This window comes from Delftia sp. RIT313, assembly GCF_000632165.1.
Taxonomy (GTDB): Bacteria; Pseudomonadota; Gammaproteobacteria; order Burkholderiales; family Burkholderiaceae_C; genus Comamonas; species Comamonas acidovorans.
The window spans coordinates 30,341-47,745 of the sequence record NZ_JFYT01000052.1 but is presented as its reverse complement, the minus strand read 5'-3'; the positions used below and the strand labels follow the sequence as shown (position 1 = coordinate 47,745).

The following is a 17,405-nucleotide window of genomic DNA, read 5'->3' as shown; positions in this document are numbered from 1 at the left end:
CGGCTACCGCGCGAACACCATGCACACCGGGCTGGCGCAGTGGGTGCTGGCCAGCGGGCGCCAGGCGTCATCCCGGGCATGGCAGACGATGCTGTCGCTGTCCTCGTTGAGCACATAGAGCAGGCGCCCATCGGGCGAGGACGTGAAAAAGCGCGGCGTGCGCCCGCCCGAGGTGAAGCCGCCACTGGCGTGCAGCAGCCCCGTCAAAGGATCGACATCGAAGACCGCAATGCCGTCGGCGCCGCGATTGGACACCAGCACCTGCCGGCCGTCGCGCAAGACCTCGATGCCCGCCGCCCGGCTGTTGCCCACAAAGCGCTCCGGCAGGGTGGACAGGATCTGCAAGCCCTGCAGCGCCCCCGTGGCCGCATCGAAGCGGCAGGTGAGCACGGTGTTGTCCAGTTCGTTGACCACATAGGCGCAGGCCAGCGCAGGATGGAAGGCCATATGCCGCGGGCCCGAGCCTTCGCGGCAGTCCAGCCATGGCTGGGGCGCAGGCACCAGCCGCCCGTGCTCGAAGGCGAAGATGAAGATCCGGTCCTGCCCCTTGTCAGGCACCAGCACGAAGCGCCCGTCCGGCGAGAAGGGGTTGAAGTGCGGCTTGGCAAACGGCTGCTCCTTGCGATGCGGCCCGGGTTGGCCCGGTAGCGCAAGCCGCTGCTGCACGGAGCCCAGGCGCCCGTCCGGTGCGATCGACATCACGGCCAGCGTACCGCCTGGCCCGCCATACCCCCGGTGGCCATCGCTGGCAGCCGGCTCGCCCAGATGGTCGGAGACCACCAGCTGCCGTCCGCCCGGGGCGATGGCCAGGTGCACCGGGTTGCGCCCGCCGCAGTCCCGGGTCTGCAGCAACGCCAGGCGGCCCGTTGCGGTATCGCGTGCGAAGACGCTGACCTCATGGCCATCGCCATGCACGGTGTAGAGCCGGGTGCCGGCTGCATCGAGCGCCAGGAACGAGGGGTTTACAAGCCCGTCCACGGTCTGCAGATGCTGCAGGCCGCCCGTGGCTTCGTCCACGCGATAGACGGTGATGCCCTCGCCACGTGCGTCGCGCTCGCGCGTGGTGCGCGAACCCACGTAGGCGTACAGGGGGCGCGACGCACAGGTGCTCATGCCGATGCGCCCGCCAGCGGTGCGACGGCCGCGCCCTGAATGCCATGGCGCTGCAGCGCCTCGGCCACAAAGCCGCAAGCCTTGGCCTCCTCCACAAAGCCCGCCAGCACGCGCAGGGCCTCATCGCCCCGCCCCTTGGGCAGGCCCATGGCCTGCTGGATCACCATGAAGCGGCCCGGCAGCAGGCGCAGGCCGGGCAGGCGTGCGGCATCGGCCTCCAATTGCTGCTTGACGCCGGCGGCCACGTCGGCCGTCGATTCCACAAAGGTCTGCACCACGGCGGGCGAGGACACGGCGCGCTCTATCTGCGCATGCTGCAGCTCGCGGCTCAGGTACAGGTCATAGGCGCTGCCCTTGCCGACCACCACGGTGTGCCCGGCCCGGTCCACCTGGGCGTTGTCGGTCAGCGGCGAATCCTGGCGCACCAGGTAGCTGCCCTCGATCAGCACATAGGGCGCGGTAAAGCCGATGCCCGCGCCGCGCACGGGGTCCACGGCAAAGAAGCCGAAGTCGGCCTCCTCGCGCGTGACGGCATCCACCGACTTGGCGGCCGTATCGAAGACCACCAGGTCCAGCTCCAGCCCCAGCTGCTGCGCAAAGCGCCGGGCCAGGTCGATGGACACGCCTGCGGGCTGGCCATCGGCCTGCAGCCGCGCAAGGATGGGATTGCCGGTGTTGATGGATGCGCGGATGCGGCCAAGCGGCGCGAGGGTGGACAGCAGCTGGGAGGAAAGGTTCATGGATGGCTCGCTTCAAGGGTCAACGGGATGCCCGCCGGGGCGTGGAAGAGGTACGCGAAGGGGTACGCGAAGGTTCCGGGGACGCTGCACCGGGACCGAGGAGATCGCTGATGCTGGCCAGGTTGCGCAAGGTGCTCGCCAGGTGCTCGCGCATGGCGAGGGAGGCTTCTTCGTTGCGCTCGCGCCCCAGCAGTTCCAGGATGTTCAGATGCTGCTCGCAGTGCTCGCGGTAGCGCGCCCGGTCCTGCATGGAGCGGTAGGACAGCAGGCGCCGCACGCGGTTGACGCGGCGGATGGTGTCGATGAAGAACACGTTGCCCGAGGCCTCGACCAGGGACTCGTGGAAGTTCACCCCCCGGTCGTGGATGCGGTCGGCCGGGTCGGTGGCGATGCCGCCTTCGAGCAAGTGGATTTCGGCCGCGCGGCAGCGTTGCAGCACGGCGCGGTCCAGCCGGTAGCCGGGCTCCAGCAGCGCGGCCGGCTCCAGCGCCATACGCAGGCGGTAGGACTGCAGCAGGCTGTCGGGCGTGGTCAGCATAGCCGCAAAGGTCCAGCCGTAACCGGGCTTGCGCTCGATCCAGCCCTCCTGCGAGATGCGGTTGAGCACGGCCGCCAGCTGGGCCTTGCTCAGGCCGTAGCGCGTGCGCAGCGCGGCCTCGGTGACGGATTCGGGCAGGCTGGCGCGCAGCCGGTCCTCGGCGATGCGAAAGTAGATGGCTTCGGTCAGGTCCTGGTCGCCGGCTGCCGCCTCGGCCAGCAGTTCGGCCGGAATCCGATCATGCGGCAGGGCCAGGAAAAACCCCCGGTTGCGCTCGCGCCGCACCACACCCTGCTCTTCCAGCTGCTGCAAGGCCTCGTTGACGGGCTGGCGGGAGACGCGCAGCCGGTCGGCCAGGCCCTGGGCGACCAGGTGGGTTCCGCTGTCCCATTGTTCGGAACGGGCCAGTGCCAGGATTTGCGAGCACAGCTGGGTGGAGGTCTTCATGCCCCCATTGTCATGCCATGCCACATCAGCGCCCGGCCGCCTGCCGCAGGATGGAAGGAATCACTCCGCCGCTGCGCAGCAGCCCGGCCTCCAGCTGCGTCTCCACGGCGGCCGTGGCCTGCAGCGCCTGCACGCTGCCATCGCCGCGCAGTATGCGCACGGGCACGGCGCAGCGCGGCGCCAGGGCGTCGGACGGTGCATCGATCTCGATACGGTCGCCCGGCTGCAGCGCCAGTTCCTGCGGCCCCATGCCCGCAGGCAAGCGCAGCGGCACGATGCCCATGCCGATGAGGTTGGAGCGGTGGATGCGCTCGAAGCTCAGGGCCAGCACGGCACGTATGCCCAGCAGGCGCTGGCCCTTGGCGGCCCAGTCGCGCGAGGAGCCCGTGCCGTAGCGCTCGCCGGCCACAAGCACCACGGACTGGCCCGCCTTGCGGTAGCGCTGCGCGATGTCCCACAGCGGCGCGATCTCGCCCGATGGCGCATGCAGGCCATGGGCCACGGGGGCACCGGGCGCCAGCAGGTTCTTCAGCGTCTTGCTGTGAAAGGCCGCCCGCACCATCACCTCCCAGTTGCCGCGCCGCGACGCGAAGACGTTGAGATCACCCCGGTCGTCGCCGCGCTCCACCAGGAAATCGGCCACCAGGCTGTCGGGCGGGATGGCGCTGGCCGGCGAGATATGGTCCGTGGTGATGTCGTCGCCCACCACCAGCAGCGGGTGGGCCTGGTAGCGGCCCAGCTGGCTGCCCTCGGACAGCGCCGCAAAGGGCGGGCGGCGCAGCGCGGTGGACCGCGCGTCCCAGGGAAACAACGGCCCCTCGGGCGCCTTCAGCGCATGCCAGGCCGGGTTGAGCGTGGCCCGCGCGAAGTCGCGGCCGAAGTCCTGCGGGTGCAGGCCCAGCGCCAGCGCCGCCTGGACTTCCTCGCGGGTGGGCATGAGGTCGGCCAGGAACACGGGCCGGCCATCGGCCAGGTGCTGCACGGGCTCCAGGCGCAGGTTGCGGGCCGCGTCGCCGGCCAGGCCGAAGGCGATGACCAGGGACGGCGACATGATGAAGCTCAGCTCGATGTCCGGATGCACGCGGCCCGGGAAATTCCGGTTGCCCGACAAAATGGCCACGGCCTTGGCCTGGCCGGCGCGCTGGGCCTGGCGCACCGGCTCCGTCAGCGGGCCGGGGTTGCCGATGCAGGTGGTGCAGCCGTAGCCCACGATGCCGAAGCCCACGGCCTCCAGATCCTGCAGCAGCCCGGCGCGCGCCAGATAGGAGGCAGCCGCCGGCGAGCCCGGTGCCAGCGAGGTCTTGACCCATGCGGGGACCTTCAGCCCCAGCGCCCGCGCCTTGCGCGCCACCAGCCCGGCGGCGACCAGCAGCGCGGGATCCGAGGTATTGGTGCAGCTGGTGATGGCGGCCAGCGCCACGGCATGGCGCGGCAGCCCGGCCTGCGCGCCGGACGCAACAAAGCCCACGGCCTGCAGCGCGCGGGCGCTGTCGCCATAGTCCAGCAGGTCCTGCGGGCGGCGCGGACCGGCAATGTGCCAGCCCACGGTGTCCAGGTCGATCTCGATCTGGCGTGTGTAGCGCGGCCGGGCCTGCGGATCGAACCACAGGCCCTGGGCACGCATATAGGCCTCGACCAGGGCGACGCGCTGTGGGCTGCGGCCCGTGGCGCGCAGGTAGTCAAGCGTCTGGCCATCGACCGCGAAGTAGCCCGTGGTGGCGCCGTACTCGGGCGCCATGTTGGCCACCACGCTGCGCTGGCCCGCCGTCAGCGTGGACACGCCGGGGCCGAAGTACTCGACGAACTCGCCGGCCACCCCCAGGGCGCGCAGCCGCTGGGTGGCGACCAGGGCCAGGTCGCTGGCCTGCACGCCGGGGCGCAGCGCGCCGGTCAGCCGCACGCCGATGACGTCGGGGATGCGCAGCATGGTGGGCATGCCGAACATCACGGTCTGCGCCTCCAGCCCGCCAACGCCCCAGCCCAGCACGCCGATGCCGTTGACCATGGGTGTGTGGCTGTCCGTGCCCAGCATCATGTCGGGAACGGCCCAGAGCCTGCCGCCGCGCTCCTCGGTGGTAACCACGGTGGCCAGTTGCTCCAGGTTGATGGTGTGCATGATCCCCGTGCCCGGCGGGTGGATGGTCACATGGGCCAGGGCCCTGGAAGCCCAGCGCAGGAAGCGGTAGCGCTCGGCATTGCGCCGTATCTCGTGCTGCAGGTTGGCCTGGGCGGCGCCCGGCGCTGCATAGGCCTCCACGGCCAGCGAGTGGTCCACCGACACATCGACGGGCAGCACCGGATTGAGCACGGCCGGATCCACGCCCTCTTCGTGCAGGGCATCGCGCATGGCCGCGATGTCGACCAGCGCTGGCGTGCTGGTGGTGTCGTGCATGAGCACGCGGCCCGGCTGGAAGGCGATCTCGGCCTCGCTGCTGCCATGTTCCAGCCAGGCCCGCAGGGCAGCCACGGCAGCGTCCCTTTCCTGCCCCTCCATGTGACGCAGCACGTTCTCCAGCAACAACCTGAGCACCACGGGCAGGCGCGGCAGGCACTCGCCCAGCACGCCCGGCACATCGGCAGCGTGGTAGCGGACTCCGTCCAGTTCAAGGACGCGGGAAAAGGGGGTCTCGGTGTTTTCCATAGCTGATATTTTGCATTTTGAATTTCTAAAATTCAATCAAACGCCTCATCTCGCTTTCCCTGAAACCACGGCCACAAGGCCGCCAAGGAGTTTTGACATGTCCGCTCCCTCCCGTCGCAGCTTGCGGCGCAACCTGGGCACCGCGCTGCTCGCCGGCCTCATCAGCCTCATCGGCAGCCTGCCCGCTGCGGCCCAGGACGCGCCGCCGCGCAGCATCACTCTCGTGGTTCCCTTCACGGCAGGTGGCGGCGTCGACGCCATGGCCCGGCTGCTGGCCGAACGGCTGCGCGTGACGCTCAAGCAGCCGGTGGTGGTGGACAACAGGCCCGGCGCCAGCGGCATGCTGGGCGCAGGGGCCGTGGCACGCGCGACGGGCGACGGCCACACGCTGCTGCTGGGCTCGGCCGGCGAAACCGCCATCGCCCCGCTGGTGCACCAGGGCCGCATGCCCTACCAGCCGTCCCGCGACCTGGCGCCCCTGACCCTGGTCACGCGCGTGCCCAACGTACTGGTGGCCTCGCCCGGCCTGCCGGCCAGCAACATCGATGAACTGGTGCGCCTGGCCAAGGCCAGCCCCGGCAAGCTCGGCTACGCCACCAGCGGCGTGGGCAATCCCCAGCACCTCAATGGCGAGCTGCTGCAGTCGCTGGCCGGCATCCGGCTGAACCACGTGCCCTACCGGGGCGCGGCCAACCAGCTGGTGGACGTGTCCTCGGGCGTGGTCGAACTGGCCTTCGTCAGCTACGCGGGGGCCGCGCCCTTCATCAAGAGCGGCCGTGTCAAGGCGCTGGCGGTGACTTCAGCGCAGCGCGCCAGCTTCGCCCCCGGCATTGCCGCCATTGCCGAGTCCACGGGCCTGGCCTCCTACGACCTGGACAACTGGTTCGGCCTCTTCGCGCCCGCCTCCACGCCGCCGGCCGTCCAGGCGCGGTTGCATGCGGCGGTGGTCAATGCGCTCAAGGATCCCGCGCTGTTGCCGCGCCTGCGCGAACTGGGCGGCGAGCCCGCCCCCATGTCCCAGCAGCAGTTCAGGGACTTCATCGCCGCCGAGACCGCCAGGTACGCCGCCATCGTGACCTCAGCACGCATCGTGGCCGAGTGAGGGCGCGCGCCCTTTCCCGGCATTTGCCTTTCCCTTCAGAAAACCACAGGAGACTACATGCAGCTTCATCCCGCGCTGGCCGCCACGGCCGCCGCCATCCTGGTCCTGGCTTCCGCCACGGCCCGGTCCCAGACCGCCCCCGACGGCTACCCGGTCCGCGCCGTCACCATCGTCGTGCCCTTCGCGGCCGGCGGAAACACCGACGTCAAGACCCGGCTCGTGGCCAGGCAGCTGGCGCAGATACTGGGCCAGCCCGTGATCGTGGACAACAAGCCCGGCGCCAGCGGCAACATCGGAATGGAGTTCGTGGGCCGCGCCGCAGCCGACGGCTACACCATCGCCATGGGCAGCTTCGGGCCGCTGGCCGTCAATCCCTGGATCTATCCCAAGCTCAACTTCGATCCCAAGACCTTTGTCCCCATCATCCTGCTGGAGAAAAGCCCGCTGGTGCTGGTCACGCCCGCCGACAAGCCCTATCGCAGCGTGGCCGATGTGGTGACGGCCGCCAAGGACAGGCCGGGGCAGTTGAACATCGCCAATGCAGGGCCGGGCGGCGCGCACCATCTCTCGGCCGAGCTTTTCGAGGCGGCGGCAGGCCTGGACATGGTCGGCGTGCCCTTCAAGGGCGGTGGTCCCGCCGCCACCGCCCTGCTGTCGGGACAGGTGGACCTGATGTTCGAGCAGACCGGTGCGGCCGCGCCCTCCATACAGGCGCGCAAGATCCGCGCGCTGGGTGTGACCTCGGCACAGCGCCTGGCCATGCTCCCTGACGTGCCCACCTTCGCCGAGTCCGGCTTCCCCCAGGTCACCGTCTCCAACTGGATGGGCTATGTGGCGCCCAAAGGCACGCCGCCCGAGATCGTGGCCCGGCTCCACAAGGCGTTCGCCAAGGCCATGGAGCACCCGGAAGTCCGGGAACGCATCGTCTCCCAGGGCAACGAGTTCGGCGGCGGCAGCAGCCAGGAGTTCGCCGCCTTCATCGACAGCGAAGCCGCCAAGTGGGGCCGGCTGGTGAAGGAGCGCGGAATCCGAAGGGATTGAGCGAAAGGCGTGTCCTCCCCCCCACCCTCGACCTATCCCTCATTGACCAGCAACGACAGCGCATGCGCCTCGGTAGGCAAAGGCACGTCCCAGCGCTGCAGCAGGCCGAGCAGAGCCGCGTTGGTCAGCGTGGTGTCTCGCGCGCGGTTGCGGGCCAGCAGGGTTGGGCGGCTGGCTTCCAGGTGCACGAGTTCCACGCGGGCGCCGTAGGCCAGGCACAGGTCCACGGTCTTGCCGCGCATCTGGCGCGACAGGTGGGTGGCATTCCAGACAAAGGGCTGGCCCGCGCGCAGCAGGGCCTTGGCCTTGTCCACGGCATGGTGGGCGGCCGCGCCCTCGTTCTGGCCGTGGCGCAGGCCCAGCTCCGTACGCGCATCGTCGAAGGAGACCACGGGCAGGTCGCCATGGTGCGCCGCCACCCAGGTGTTCTTGCCGCTGGCCGGCAGGCCGCACATGACGATGGCGCGGGAGCCGGCCTGCTCGTGCAGCGCATAGTCGGGATGCAGCTGCGCGCCCCGGAAGTAGCGCACCGCCGTCTCGGCCGAGGCAAAGCGGCGTGGCGTGCGCAGGCAGCCCTCCTCCAGCGCGAACTCGCGCACCAGTTCGATGTTGACCAGCACGGACGCAATGTCCGGGCAGATGCGCCCGCGCATGTCGGCCCGCGCCAGTAGGGTGAGCAGGTGCAGGTCCACCTGCCAGGACAGCTCGCGCACGATGAACTCGGGCGAGAGGCCGCGGCGCGAATCGGCAAAGGCGAAGAACGGCACCTGGTGCACGGCGATCAGCCGGCAGATGGCCTCGCGCTGGTCCACGGGCGCGCCGGCTTCCCAGAGCATGAGCCGCGCATCCAGCGCACCCCGGCGCGAGTGGCCAGGCTGGCCGATGCGGCCGTCCTCGCCCACCACGGTGGTCGAGCACTTGGCCACGTCGTGCAGCAGCGCGGCCAGGAAGACCGTCTCGCGCTCGGTGGCGGTGAGCGCCGCATGGTCGGGGGCGGCCAGCAGCTCGCGCACCACCATCTGCGTGTGCGTCCAGACATCGCCTTCGGCGTGGTAGACCGGGTCCTGCGGCGTGGTTTTGGCCTGCTCCAGCTGGGGGAAGGCGGCCAGGCAGGCCGCGAAGTCGGGGTCGGCGCCGGGCTGCGGCACCAGGGACTGGATCTGTTTCCAGTTCGTCATGGAAATCTCCTTGCGATGGGTCTGCGCTGCAGGCCTCACCAGCTTTTTGAAATATCGGCCGCAAAGATGTCTGCGCCTTCGCGCAGCCCGTTGGGGACGATGGGCCGCTCGATGTGGTGCGAGCCCGAATCGAGGATGACCTGCACGAAGTCCGGCCGCACGAACTTGTAGCGCGCCACGGTCTGGCCGTCCTCCTCCACCTTGAGGTACAGGCCCTCGGCCAGCTCGGAGCCGTCGGTCTGCCGCCAGCACAGCGGCAGGTCCAGCTTCTGGCGGACCACCACCTGCTCGAAGGCCTGGCGCCAGCGCGCGCTGCGGCCCAGCGAGGGGGCCAGCAGCGCCAGCAGGTCCTGCATGCGCCGGGGCGCCGCCCCGCTGTAGAGCACGGGCACCGAGACCACGGGTACGCCGGCCAGCAGGGCATGGCGGCGCGGTGTATCCAGGAAGCACTGCGCCGAGCGGTCCCAGATGTCGAACTCGCAGAACCAGTGCGGCAGCGCGTCGTAGAACAGCGAGTGCTTGGCATACATCCACTCGCCGAATACCTGGTAGCGGTCATCCAGCAGGGACAGCAGCGCGCCCTCATGGGCCTGGGCCCATTGCTTGAAGAGGTTGAACTGGCGCTCGCGCCCGCCGGGCCGCTCGCTGTCCAGGTAGTGGCCGCGCGACTGCAGCAGCAGCTGGCCGTCGCCGGCAAAGCTCAGCGCGGCGTTGGCGCCGTCGAGTTTTTCCTCGACGACGATGTGCCGGCCGGCCAGCCGCTCATAGGGCACGGCGTCGTCCTGGTCACCGGACTGCAGGCGCGAGCCGCGCAGGTGCGGCGTGCGGGGGTATTTGAGGATCTCGACGCTCGAAAGAAAGTGAGCGCCTTGGGCAATGGATGGGGTCATGTCGTGCTTTCCGAAAACGATGCAGCACCCCACGGCGACATGCCATGGGGCGGGAAAAGCCGACGACGACGCCAGGCGCCGCAATGCAGGGGATGCAGCGACAGCGCGGCCTGGCCCGTGGTGGCCGGGCCGGCAGGCTGTCGAAGGGGAAGATGGCAGGACTGTCGGGGCCGTCCGCAAACCGGACGGTCAGCCGCAAGCCCTCAAAAGGCCACGCACCGCAGCGCACACGCAAAAGACATCCGTGGCAAGGCCAGGATCAGCGTGTGACGAAGTCGTTCAGCAGGAAGCTGTGCGGCGGGGCATGGTGCACCTCGAAAGGGTGAGGGTGGATGGGAGGGGTGCGAGTCTATCGCCCGTTGGCCCGCAGGCACAAGCGGCTGCGCGCCATGCCGGGCCGATTGTTGGCTGCTAGCCACGCACGGCGGACTTGAAGGCGGCGCCCAGCGCATCCAGCGCCGCGCGCGGCCGGCCTTCGCGCACGCGGGTGTGCAGCAGCACGGGCAGGCGCGGCAGCGTGGGCAGGCCCAGGCGCGGGCCCACGTCCACGGCGCCCAGGGCCAGCATGCGCGGCGCCAGCGCGGCCACGCCCAGCCCCGCCATGACGGCGGCCGAGACAGCGGCCACGCCGCCGCCCACGAACACCTCGGTCCACGGCATGCGCGCCGTATCCAGCAGCTGCCCGGCCATGGCGCGCACGCCGCAGGGCTCGGCCAGCGTGGCCAGCGGCAGGGGCTCGCCCGCGCGGTGCTGCCAGCCGGGCGCGGCAAACCAGCCGAAAGGCTCCTCGGCCAGCAGCTCGCCGTCGTCACGCCCGGCATGCGTGCGAACGATCACCGTGTCGTACTCACGCCGGTCAAACCCCTGCAGCAGCGGGCCGGACGATGCGATGCGGATGTCGATCAGCAGCTGCGGGTCCTGCGCATTCATGCGGGCGATCAGTGCCGGCAGCTCAGGCCCGGCCACATGGTCGCTGATGCCGATGGTCAGCCGCTGGCGCGTGCTGACGGCCAGCGCCAGTGCGCGCTCATGGGCCTGCAACAGTTCGCGCGCATGGGGCAGGAAGTCGGCACCCAGCGCGGACAGCTGCACGTGGCGCGGCGTGCGCTCGACCAGCCTGCAGCCCAGCCGCTGCTCCAGCCGCTTGAGCTTGAGGCTGACTGCGGCCTGCGTGGTCTGCATGGCTTCGGCCGCGCGCGTGAAGCTGCCCAGCTCCGCGATGTGCACGAAGCTCTGCACGGCATCCAGGTCAAGGGGTCGTTGAATCATTGCAATTCATTATTACTGATATCAGCAATCATGGCTTTTCAAAATAGCTGGCACGGCCTACCTTCGAGGCTCCCACAACGCAAAGCAACGCAACTCAACGCAACGGAGCCACACCATGCCCATGACCCGGATCAACATGCGCGCCGGCAAGTCCCCCGCCTACCGCCAGGCCATCTGCGACAGCCTCTACCGCGCCATGCGCGAGACCTTCAACGTGCCGGAGGACGACCAGTTCATGACCATCACCGAGCATGACGGCGACAACTTCCGCTACGGCGCCTCCTACCTGGGCGTGGCGCGCAGCGACGATCTGGTGCTGGTGCAGCTCACGGTCAGCAACACCCGCAGCCTGGAGCAGAAGAAGGCGCTGTTCAGCCGCATCGCCGAGCTGCTGGTCGAAAGCCCTGGCCTGCGGCCCGAGGACGTGTTCGTCAACCTGGTCGAGGTGGACAAGGAGAACTGGTCCATGGGCCACGGGCTCGCGCAATACGCAACTTAAGACACGCGGATCGGCGCAACACCCACAGCGCCGCGCTCAGGCCGGCACCGCCAGCGCCGCCACGAACTGCTGACCCACGGCGGTGATGATCTCGGCGCGCGCCGCCGTGCGCAGCTGCACCAGGGCGATCTGCCGGCTCTCGGCAGTCTGGGCAATGGGCAGCACGCGCAGGCGCGGGTCGCCCTCCCAGCCATGCCGCGCCAGATTGGGCAGCATGGCCACGCCCATGCCGTCGCGCACCAGCTCCACGATGGTCTCGATGGAGTTGAGCTCCAGGAACTCCTGGGGCTTGGCACGCAGGCGGCGCAGTGTGCGCTCCACCAGCTCGCCCGTGTGCTCGGTCCGGTCGAAGCGGATGAAGGGATAGCGCTCCACCATGTCGGCGGGTGCCGCGGGCCGGGCGGCGCGCGGCGCCAGCAGCACCATGGGCTCGGCATACAGCGGCGTCCACACCAGCGAGGGGCGCTTGATGGCCGGGTTGTAGACCACCACGGCCGCATCCAGCTCATGGTTCTCCACCTGGGCGATCAGCCGGTTGGACTTGCCCGAGACCACATGCAGGTCCACCGCCGGATGGTGGCGCTTGAGCTCCAGCGTGGCGCGCACCAGCTGGCTCAGCGCCGAGACGATGGAGCCGAACTGCACGGTGCCGGCCAGCGGTGCGTCGGCGCGCGTGCCGTGCTTGGCCTGCTCGTACAGCGCCACCAGCTGGGTGGCAATGGGCACCAGCGCCCGGCCCTGCTCGTTGAGCGTGACCAGCTTGCCCTGGCGCGCGAACAGCTTGCGCTTGAGGTCGTTTTCCAGCGTGCGCATCTGCAGCCCCACGGCCACCTGGGTCAGCGCCACGCGCTGTCCGGCGGCAGTGAAGGAGCCCTCCGCCGCCACGGCCAGAAAAGTGCGAAGAATGCGCAGGCTTGGCATAAAAGTTTTGCTTTCAAGATTCGTAAGAAATTCCAGCTTTCACCAAACAGTTTCTATCATCAAAATCGCTGGCAACCGATAGCCGATCGTCCTGATCGCACCCTCCCACTTCCCGGATTTCTGGAGATCTCCATGCCTGCACCCGTGTCCCGTCGCCTGCTCGTCTGCTGCGCCGCCCTGTTGACCTGCGCCACGCCCGGCTGGGCCGCACCCGCCGCCGATGCCTGGCCCTCGCAGCCGCTGAAGATCATGGTGGGCTTTGCCGCCGGCGGCGCCAACGACATCGTGGCCCGCATCCTGGCCAAGGAGCTGCAGCAGCGCCTGGGCCAGAGCGTGGTGGTGGAGAACCGCGGCGGCGCGGGCGGCCTGATCGCCAGCGAAGTGGTGGCCAAGGCGCCCAAGAACGGCTACACGCTGCTGCTGGGCTCCATCGGCAGCAACACCGTGGCGCCCGTGCTGGCCAAGAAGCTGTCGTTCGACCCGCGCAAGGACCTGGAGCCCATCACCCTGGTGGCCGAGTCCGGCAACGCGCTGCTGGTGAACGCCGCCCTGCCCTACAAGACGGTGCAGGAAATGATCGAGGCCGCGCGCAAGGCGCCGGGCAGCATCAACTACGCATCGTCGGGCAACGGCTCCACCCTGCACCTGGCCGGCGCGCTGTTTGCGCAGCAGGCCGGCGTGAACCTGGTGCACGTGCCCTACCGCGGCAACGGCCCGGCCATCACCGATGTGTCGGGCGGCCAGGTGCAGGCCATTTTCTCGGGCATTCCGCCCGCCATCACCTCGGCCAAGACCGGCCAGACCCGCATCCTGGCCGTGACCACGAAGCAGCGCGTCAAGAACCTGCCCAACGTGCCCACTGTCGCCGAGGCCGGCCTGCCCGGCTATGCCTTCACGTCCTGGTACGGCCTGTTCACCACGGGCGGCACGGACCCGGCCATCGTCGAGCGGCTGGCCCAGGAAGTGCGCAAGATCATGGAGCGCCCCGAAGTGCAGGCCCAGTTCGAGGCCCAGGGCCTGGACCCCGAGACCAGCGACCCCAAGTCCTTCAAGCAGCAGATCGACCGCGAGCTGACGCGCTGGAGCCGTGACGTGAAGACCATGGGCATCACCGCCGACTGAGGCAGGTTCTTTCATGCACGCCTCTTCCTCTCCCTTCACTCCCGGCAACCCCTACGACTCCAGGCGGGTGCCCGTGTTCGCGCGCAATGCCGTGTCCACCTCCCACCCGCTGGCGGCGCAGGCCGGCCTGCGCATGCTGTGGGCAGGCGGCAACGCGGTGGACGCGGCCATTGCGGCGGCGGCGGCCATGACCATCGTCGAGCCGGTGAGCAACGGCCTGGGCTCGGACGCCTTCTGCATCCTCTGGGATGGCAAGGAACTGCACGGGCTCAACGCCAGCGGCCGCGCACCACAGGGCTGGGCGCCCGAGTACTTCCACCAGCGCTATGGCCGCCAGGACAAGCCGCCGCGCCGGGGCGTGGACTCCATCACCGTGCCGGGCGCCGTCAGCGCCTGGGTGGCCCTGCACGAGCGCTTCGGCAAGCTGCCCTTTGACGCACTGATGGAGCCGGCCGCCGAGATCGCCGAGCGCGGCTACCTGGTGCCGCCCGTGGTCCAGCAGAAATGGGCCGCAGGCGCGCCCGAGCTGCAGTCGCAGCCGGGGTTCAGGGAAAGCTTCCTGCCCCGAGGCCGCGCGCCGGAAGTGGGCGAGCTGTTCCGCTTCCCCGCCGCAGCGCGCGCCCTGCGCGCCATTGGCGCCACGCGCGGCAAGGCCTTTTATGAGGGCGAGATTGCCCGGGCCGTGACCTCGTTCGTGCAGCAGCACGGCGGCTGCCTGGGCATGGCCGACATGGCCGCGCACGAGGTGCAATGGGTGCAGCCGCTGGCCAAGGACTACCGCGGCCACACGCTGCACGAGATCCCGCCGGGCGGGCAAGGCATTGCCGCGCAGATCGCGCTGGGCATTCTGTCCAACTTCGACCTGGCCAGCCTGCCCGTGGATGGCGTGGCCTCCCAGCATCTGCAGATCGAGGCCATGAAGCTGGCCTTTGCCGACATCTACCGCTACGTGGCCGACGCGGACATGGAGGTGACGCCCGCACAGATGCTCGACGACGCCTACCTGGCCTCGCGCGCCAGGCTCATCGATCCGCGCCGTGCGCAGGACTTCAAGGCCGGCAACCCCGTGCGCGGCGGCACCATCTACCTGACGGCGGCCGACGAGAACGGCATGATGGTCAGCTTCATCCAGAGCAACTTCTCGGGCTTTGGCTCGGGCGTGGTGGAGCCGACCTTCGGCATCAGCCTGCAAAACCGCGGCCACGGCTTCGGCACCGACCCCCAGCACCCCAACCGCGCCAACCTGGTGGGCCCGGGCAAGCGCCCCTTCCACACCATCATTCCGGCCTTCCTGACCCGCGACGGCCAGCCCGTGATGAGCTTCGGCGTCATGGGCGGCAACATGCAGCCCCAGGGCCACATGCAGACTGTGGTGCGCATGCTGGACTACCGCCAGTCGCCCCAGGCGGCCTGCGATGCGCCGCGCTGGCGCGTCAACGAAGGCCTGGCCATCAACGTGGAAGGCGGCATGGAGCCGGCCACCATCGCCGGCCTGCAGGCGCTGGGCCACCAGGTGGAGGTCATCCACGACCCCTACCAGGACTTCGGCGCCGGCCAGTTCATCTGGCGCATGGGCGATCCCGCCGTGGAGGGCTACCAGATCGCCAGCGACCCGCGCCGCGACGGGCTGGCGGCCGGGTACTAGGGCCTGTTCACACTAATGTGGGGTCGCGAAGCTGCCTGCCAGCCCGCCAATCAAGGCGCGCGACGCCGTGCGTGTGCTCACACGCACAAGGAGCGCAACGCCGAGTGGCGGGCTGGCAGGCAGCTTCCCTTCGGGTTGCCCGGCTGCGGGGCCGTCTGCGGCGTTGCACGCGCTTGCAAGGCACGGGCCTTGCTGCGCACGTGCGCCTTGCATACGACCCCGCAGCCGGGCAACGCGATCCCTGCATTAGTGTGAACAGGCCCTAGCGGAACGGGAAAGTGCGCGCGGCGGCTACTCCGCGCGCAGACGCCCCTGCCGGGTCAGCCGCGCCGCCAGCGCGGCCTCTTCGCTGACCAGGCGCTGCAGCACGGCCGCGCTGGCCGGGAAGGGCTCGCTGCCCAGCTCGCGGATCAGGCGGCTGAACTCCGAGTCGGCCACAGACTGGGAGATCCAGCCATACAGGCTGTCCACGCTGGCCGTGGGCGCACCCTTGGGCGCGAACACGCCCACGAAGGTGGTGGCATCGAACACCGGCAGGCCCAGCTGGGCCAGGTCGGGCACATCGGCCAGCCCGCCCCCGGCGCGCGGCCCCAGCACGAACAGCGCGCGCAGGGCGCCGCTCTTGATATGCGGCGTGGAGCTGGTGATCTGGTCCACCACGGCGTCGATCTGCCCGCCGATCAAATCGACCAGGGCCGGCCCGGATCCCTTGTAGGGCACGGGATTGACGCGCACCTTCACGGCATCTTCCAGCTGCAGCACGGCCAGGTGATTGGGCGAGCCCGGCCCGGCATGGCCCACGGTCACGCTGCCATCTTTGGCCTTCATCGCCTTGATGAAATCGGCAGCGGTCTTGAAGCGCGCGTCGTTGGCGCGCACCACCACGACCACGGGCGTGCGGCTGACCACGGCAATGGGCGCAAAGCTGTCGGCGCGGTAGGGCAGCTTGATCATCTCGGGCAAGGTGCCCAACTGGCCCGGCGTGGCCACCAGCAGCGTATGCCCGTCCGGCTCGGCGCGCGCCACCCAGCCCGAGCCCACGGCACCACCGCCACCCGCACGGTTGTCCACGATCACGGACTGCCCCGCATGCCGGGCCAGCGGAATGCCCAGCGTGCGGGCCACGATGTCCACATTGCCGCCCGGCGCAAAGGGCACGACCAGCGTGAGCGGCTTGGCGGGAAATGCGCGCGCCTGCACTGCCGATGCAGCCGATGCCGCAGCCAGCGCCGCGAAAGATACCGCCGTGCGGATAAAGCCTCTGCGGCCCGATGTGATTCGATTCATTTTCTCTGTCTCCTGCTATTTGAAAATCAATGACCCCAATACAGGCGCGCGGGGTTATCGACCAATACCGTGCGCCTGTATTCCTCTGGAACCCAATCCACCAATGCCTGCGCCAATTCGCCAGCGGAATTCGAACGGGCCTTTATTCCGGGATGCGGCCAGTCCGACCCCCATACGATCCGGTGCGGATTGGCCTGCACCAGGGCATGTGCAATGGGAACCACGGCCGGGTCCACGGCCGATGCCGTTGCCGATATCCGGTAGGCGCCCGAGAACTTCACCCAGGCCCGGCCTTCCTTCATCAGCGCCTGCAGATTGCGGCTGCCCGGCCCGCCGGCGCCCAGCTGGCGCGACGGGTGGCCGAAGTGATCCACCACCACGGCCACGCCCATGTCGGCCACGCGCTGCGCCAGGCCAGGGTCTTCATCCACGTTCACCAGCAATTGCACATGCCAGCCCAGGCCCCGGATGCGGTCGGCCACGGCCCGCAGGCTGGAGACGGAGACCCCGCCCGAAAACAGCGCATTGCACCGAGCGCCGCGCACGCCCAGGGCGTGCAGCGCTTCGATCTCTGTATCCGGCGTGTCCTCGTAGATCACGGCCACGCCACGCATGCGGCCCGATTCGGCATGGCGCAGCGTCTGCTTGAGAAGGCCGTGATCGCGGCCATACACGCTGGGCTGGACCAGAACGCAGCGGTCCACGCCCAATGGGCGAAAGGCCTTCCAATAATCGTCCATGGACGCGACAGCCGGCGTATAGGCGCGTTCCGCAATCAACGGAAAATCATCGGAACGACCAAATACATGGAAATGGGTATCGCAGGAATTTTCTGGAAACAGATATTGTTCCGCTGGATTTTCGACTGCGTCGCAATCACCGGCACAGCGGTTGAAACTGGGTGAATTCATGGGCATTCATTTCAAAGCTGGTGCATTGTCGTGACGCACGTAAAATTCAGTCAAGCTCATC

At 69.2% G+C, this 17,405-nt stretch carries 15 protein-coding genes; 5 read left to right on the top strand and 10 right to left on the bottom strand.

Going from position 1 to position 17,405, the window contains the following annotated elements; genetic code table 11:
- Positions 1-3: 3 nt before the first annotated feature.
- The 4 genes from BW39_RS15595 to BW39_RS15580 are packed head-to-tail and all read right to left on the bottom strand — an operon-like array spanning position 4 to position 5,479.
- Positions 4-1,113: a lactonase family protein gene (locus BW39_RS15595; RefSeq protein ID WP_043822820.1), complete on the bottom strand. Its 1,110-nt coding sequence runs from the start codon at positions 1,111-1,113 to the stop codon at positions 4-6.
- A complete protein-coding gene (locus BW39_RS15590) occupies positions 1,110-1,853 on the bottom strand; it encodes an ABC transporter substrate-binding protein (RefSeq protein WP_043822819.1) in 744 nt (247 codons plus the stop codon). Before BW39_RS15590 ends, BW39_RS15595 begins: the two co-directional genes overlap by 4 nt.
- 19 nt (positions 1,854-1,872) lie before the next feature.
- Positions 1,873-2,838: a GntR family transcriptional regulator gene (locus BW39_RS15585; RefSeq protein ID WP_043822852.1), complete on the bottom strand. Its 966-nt coding sequence runs from the start codon at positions 2,836-2,838 to the stop codon at positions 1,873-1,875.
- A 25-nt stretch (positions 2,839-2,863) separates the two neighbouring features.
- Positions 2,864-5,479, bottom strand: coding sequence for an aconitate hydratase AcnA (locus BW39_RS15580; RefSeq protein WP_043822817.1), 2,616 nt, complete (start codon positions 5,477-5,479; stop codon positions 2,864-2,866).
- Between the two features lie 97 nt (positions 5,480-5,576).
- Between BW39_RS15580 and BW39_RS15575 the strand changes: the two genes are divergently transcribed.
- Entirely contained in the window at positions 5,577-6,581 is a 1,005-nt protein-coding gene (locus tag BW39_RS15575; RefSeq protein ID WP_200871520.1) for a Bug family tripartite tricarboxylate transporter substrate binding protein, read from the top strand.
- Between the two features lie 57 nt (positions 6,582-6,638).
- Positions 6,639-7,622, top strand: coding sequence for a Bug family tripartite tricarboxylate transporter substrate binding protein (locus BW39_RS15570; protein ID WP_043822816.1), 984 nt, complete (start codon positions 6,639-6,641; stop codon positions 7,620-7,622).
- A 32-nt stretch (positions 7,623-7,654) separates the two neighbouring features.
- On the opposite strand, the gene BW39_RS15565 is transcribed toward BW39_RS15570, so the two are convergent.
- From BW39_RS15565 to BW39_RS15555, 3 genes are all read right to left on the bottom strand, one after another.
- Positions 7,655-8,800 (bottom strand): AAA family ATPase, encoded by a 1,146-nt coding sequence (locus tag BW39_RS15565; RefSeq protein ID WP_043822814.1) that lies wholly within the window; start codon positions 8,798-8,800, stop codon positions 7,655-7,657.
- Between the two features lie 35 nt (positions 8,801-8,835).
- Positions 8,836-9,690 carry an RNA ligase family protein gene (locus tag BW39_RS15560; protein ID WP_043822813.1) on the bottom strand — a complete coding sequence of 285 codons (855 nt, stop codon included), beginning with the start codon at positions 9,688-9,690 and terminating at the stop codon, positions 8,836-8,838.
- Positions 9,691-10,101: 411 nt separating this feature from the next.
- A complete protein-coding gene (locus BW39_RS15555; protein WP_012206359.1) occupies positions 10,102-10,959 on the bottom strand; it encodes a LysR family transcriptional regulator in 858 nt (285 codons plus the stop codon).
- Between the two features lie 115 nt (positions 10,960-11,074).
- On the opposite strand from BW39_RS15555, the gene BW39_RS15550 reads away from it, so the two are divergent.
- Positions 11,075-11,458 carry a tautomerase family protein gene (locus BW39_RS15550; protein ID WP_034395446.1) on the top strand — a complete coding sequence of 128 codons (384 nt, stop codon included), beginning with the start codon at positions 11,075-11,077 and terminating at the stop codon, positions 11,456-11,458.
- Between the two features lie 36 nt (positions 11,459-11,494).
- On the opposite strand, the gene BW39_RS15545 is transcribed toward BW39_RS15550, so the two are convergent.
- Positions 11,495-12,379: a LysR family transcriptional regulator gene (locus BW39_RS15545; RefSeq protein ID WP_043822811.1), complete on the bottom strand. Its 885-nt coding sequence runs from the start codon at positions 12,377-12,379 to the stop codon at positions 11,495-11,497.
- Positions 12,380-12,511: 132 nt separating this feature from the next.
- Between BW39_RS15545 and BW39_RS15540 the strand changes: the two genes are divergently transcribed.
- Both BW39_RS15540 and BW39_RS15535 read left to right on the top strand, forming a co-directional pair.
- The gene (locus BW39_RS15540) at positions 12,512-13,501 is read left to right on the top strand and encodes a Bug family tripartite tricarboxylate transporter substrate binding protein (protein WP_013801719.1); all 990 of its coding nucleotides are present in this window, start codon (positions 12,512-12,514) and stop codon (positions 13,499-13,501) included.
- A gap of 13 nt (positions 13,502-13,514) precedes the next feature.
- Positions 13,515-15,146 (top strand): gamma-glutamyltransferase family protein, encoded by a 1,632-nt coding sequence (locus BW39_RS15535; RefSeq protein ID WP_043822809.1) that lies wholly within the window; start codon positions 13,515-13,517, stop codon positions 15,144-15,146.
- A gap of 291 nt (positions 15,147-15,437) precedes the next feature.
- Here BW39_RS15535 and BW39_RS15530 read toward each other — a convergent pair whose 3' ends face one another.
- On the bottom strand, positions 15,438-16,433 hold the full coding sequence (locus BW39_RS15530) for a tripartite tricarboxylate transporter substrate binding protein (RefSeq protein ID WP_043822806.1): 996 nt from the start codon (positions 16,431-16,433) through the stop codon (positions 15,438-15,440).
- Between the two features lie 26 nt (positions 16,434-16,459).
- Positions 16,460-17,344 carry an amidohydrolase family protein gene (locus BW39_RS15525; RefSeq protein WP_200871519.1) on the bottom strand — a complete coding sequence of 295 codons (885 nt, stop codon included), beginning with the start codon at positions 17,342-17,344 and terminating at the stop codon, positions 16,460-16,462.
- Positions 17,345-17,405: the final 61 nt, after the last annotated feature.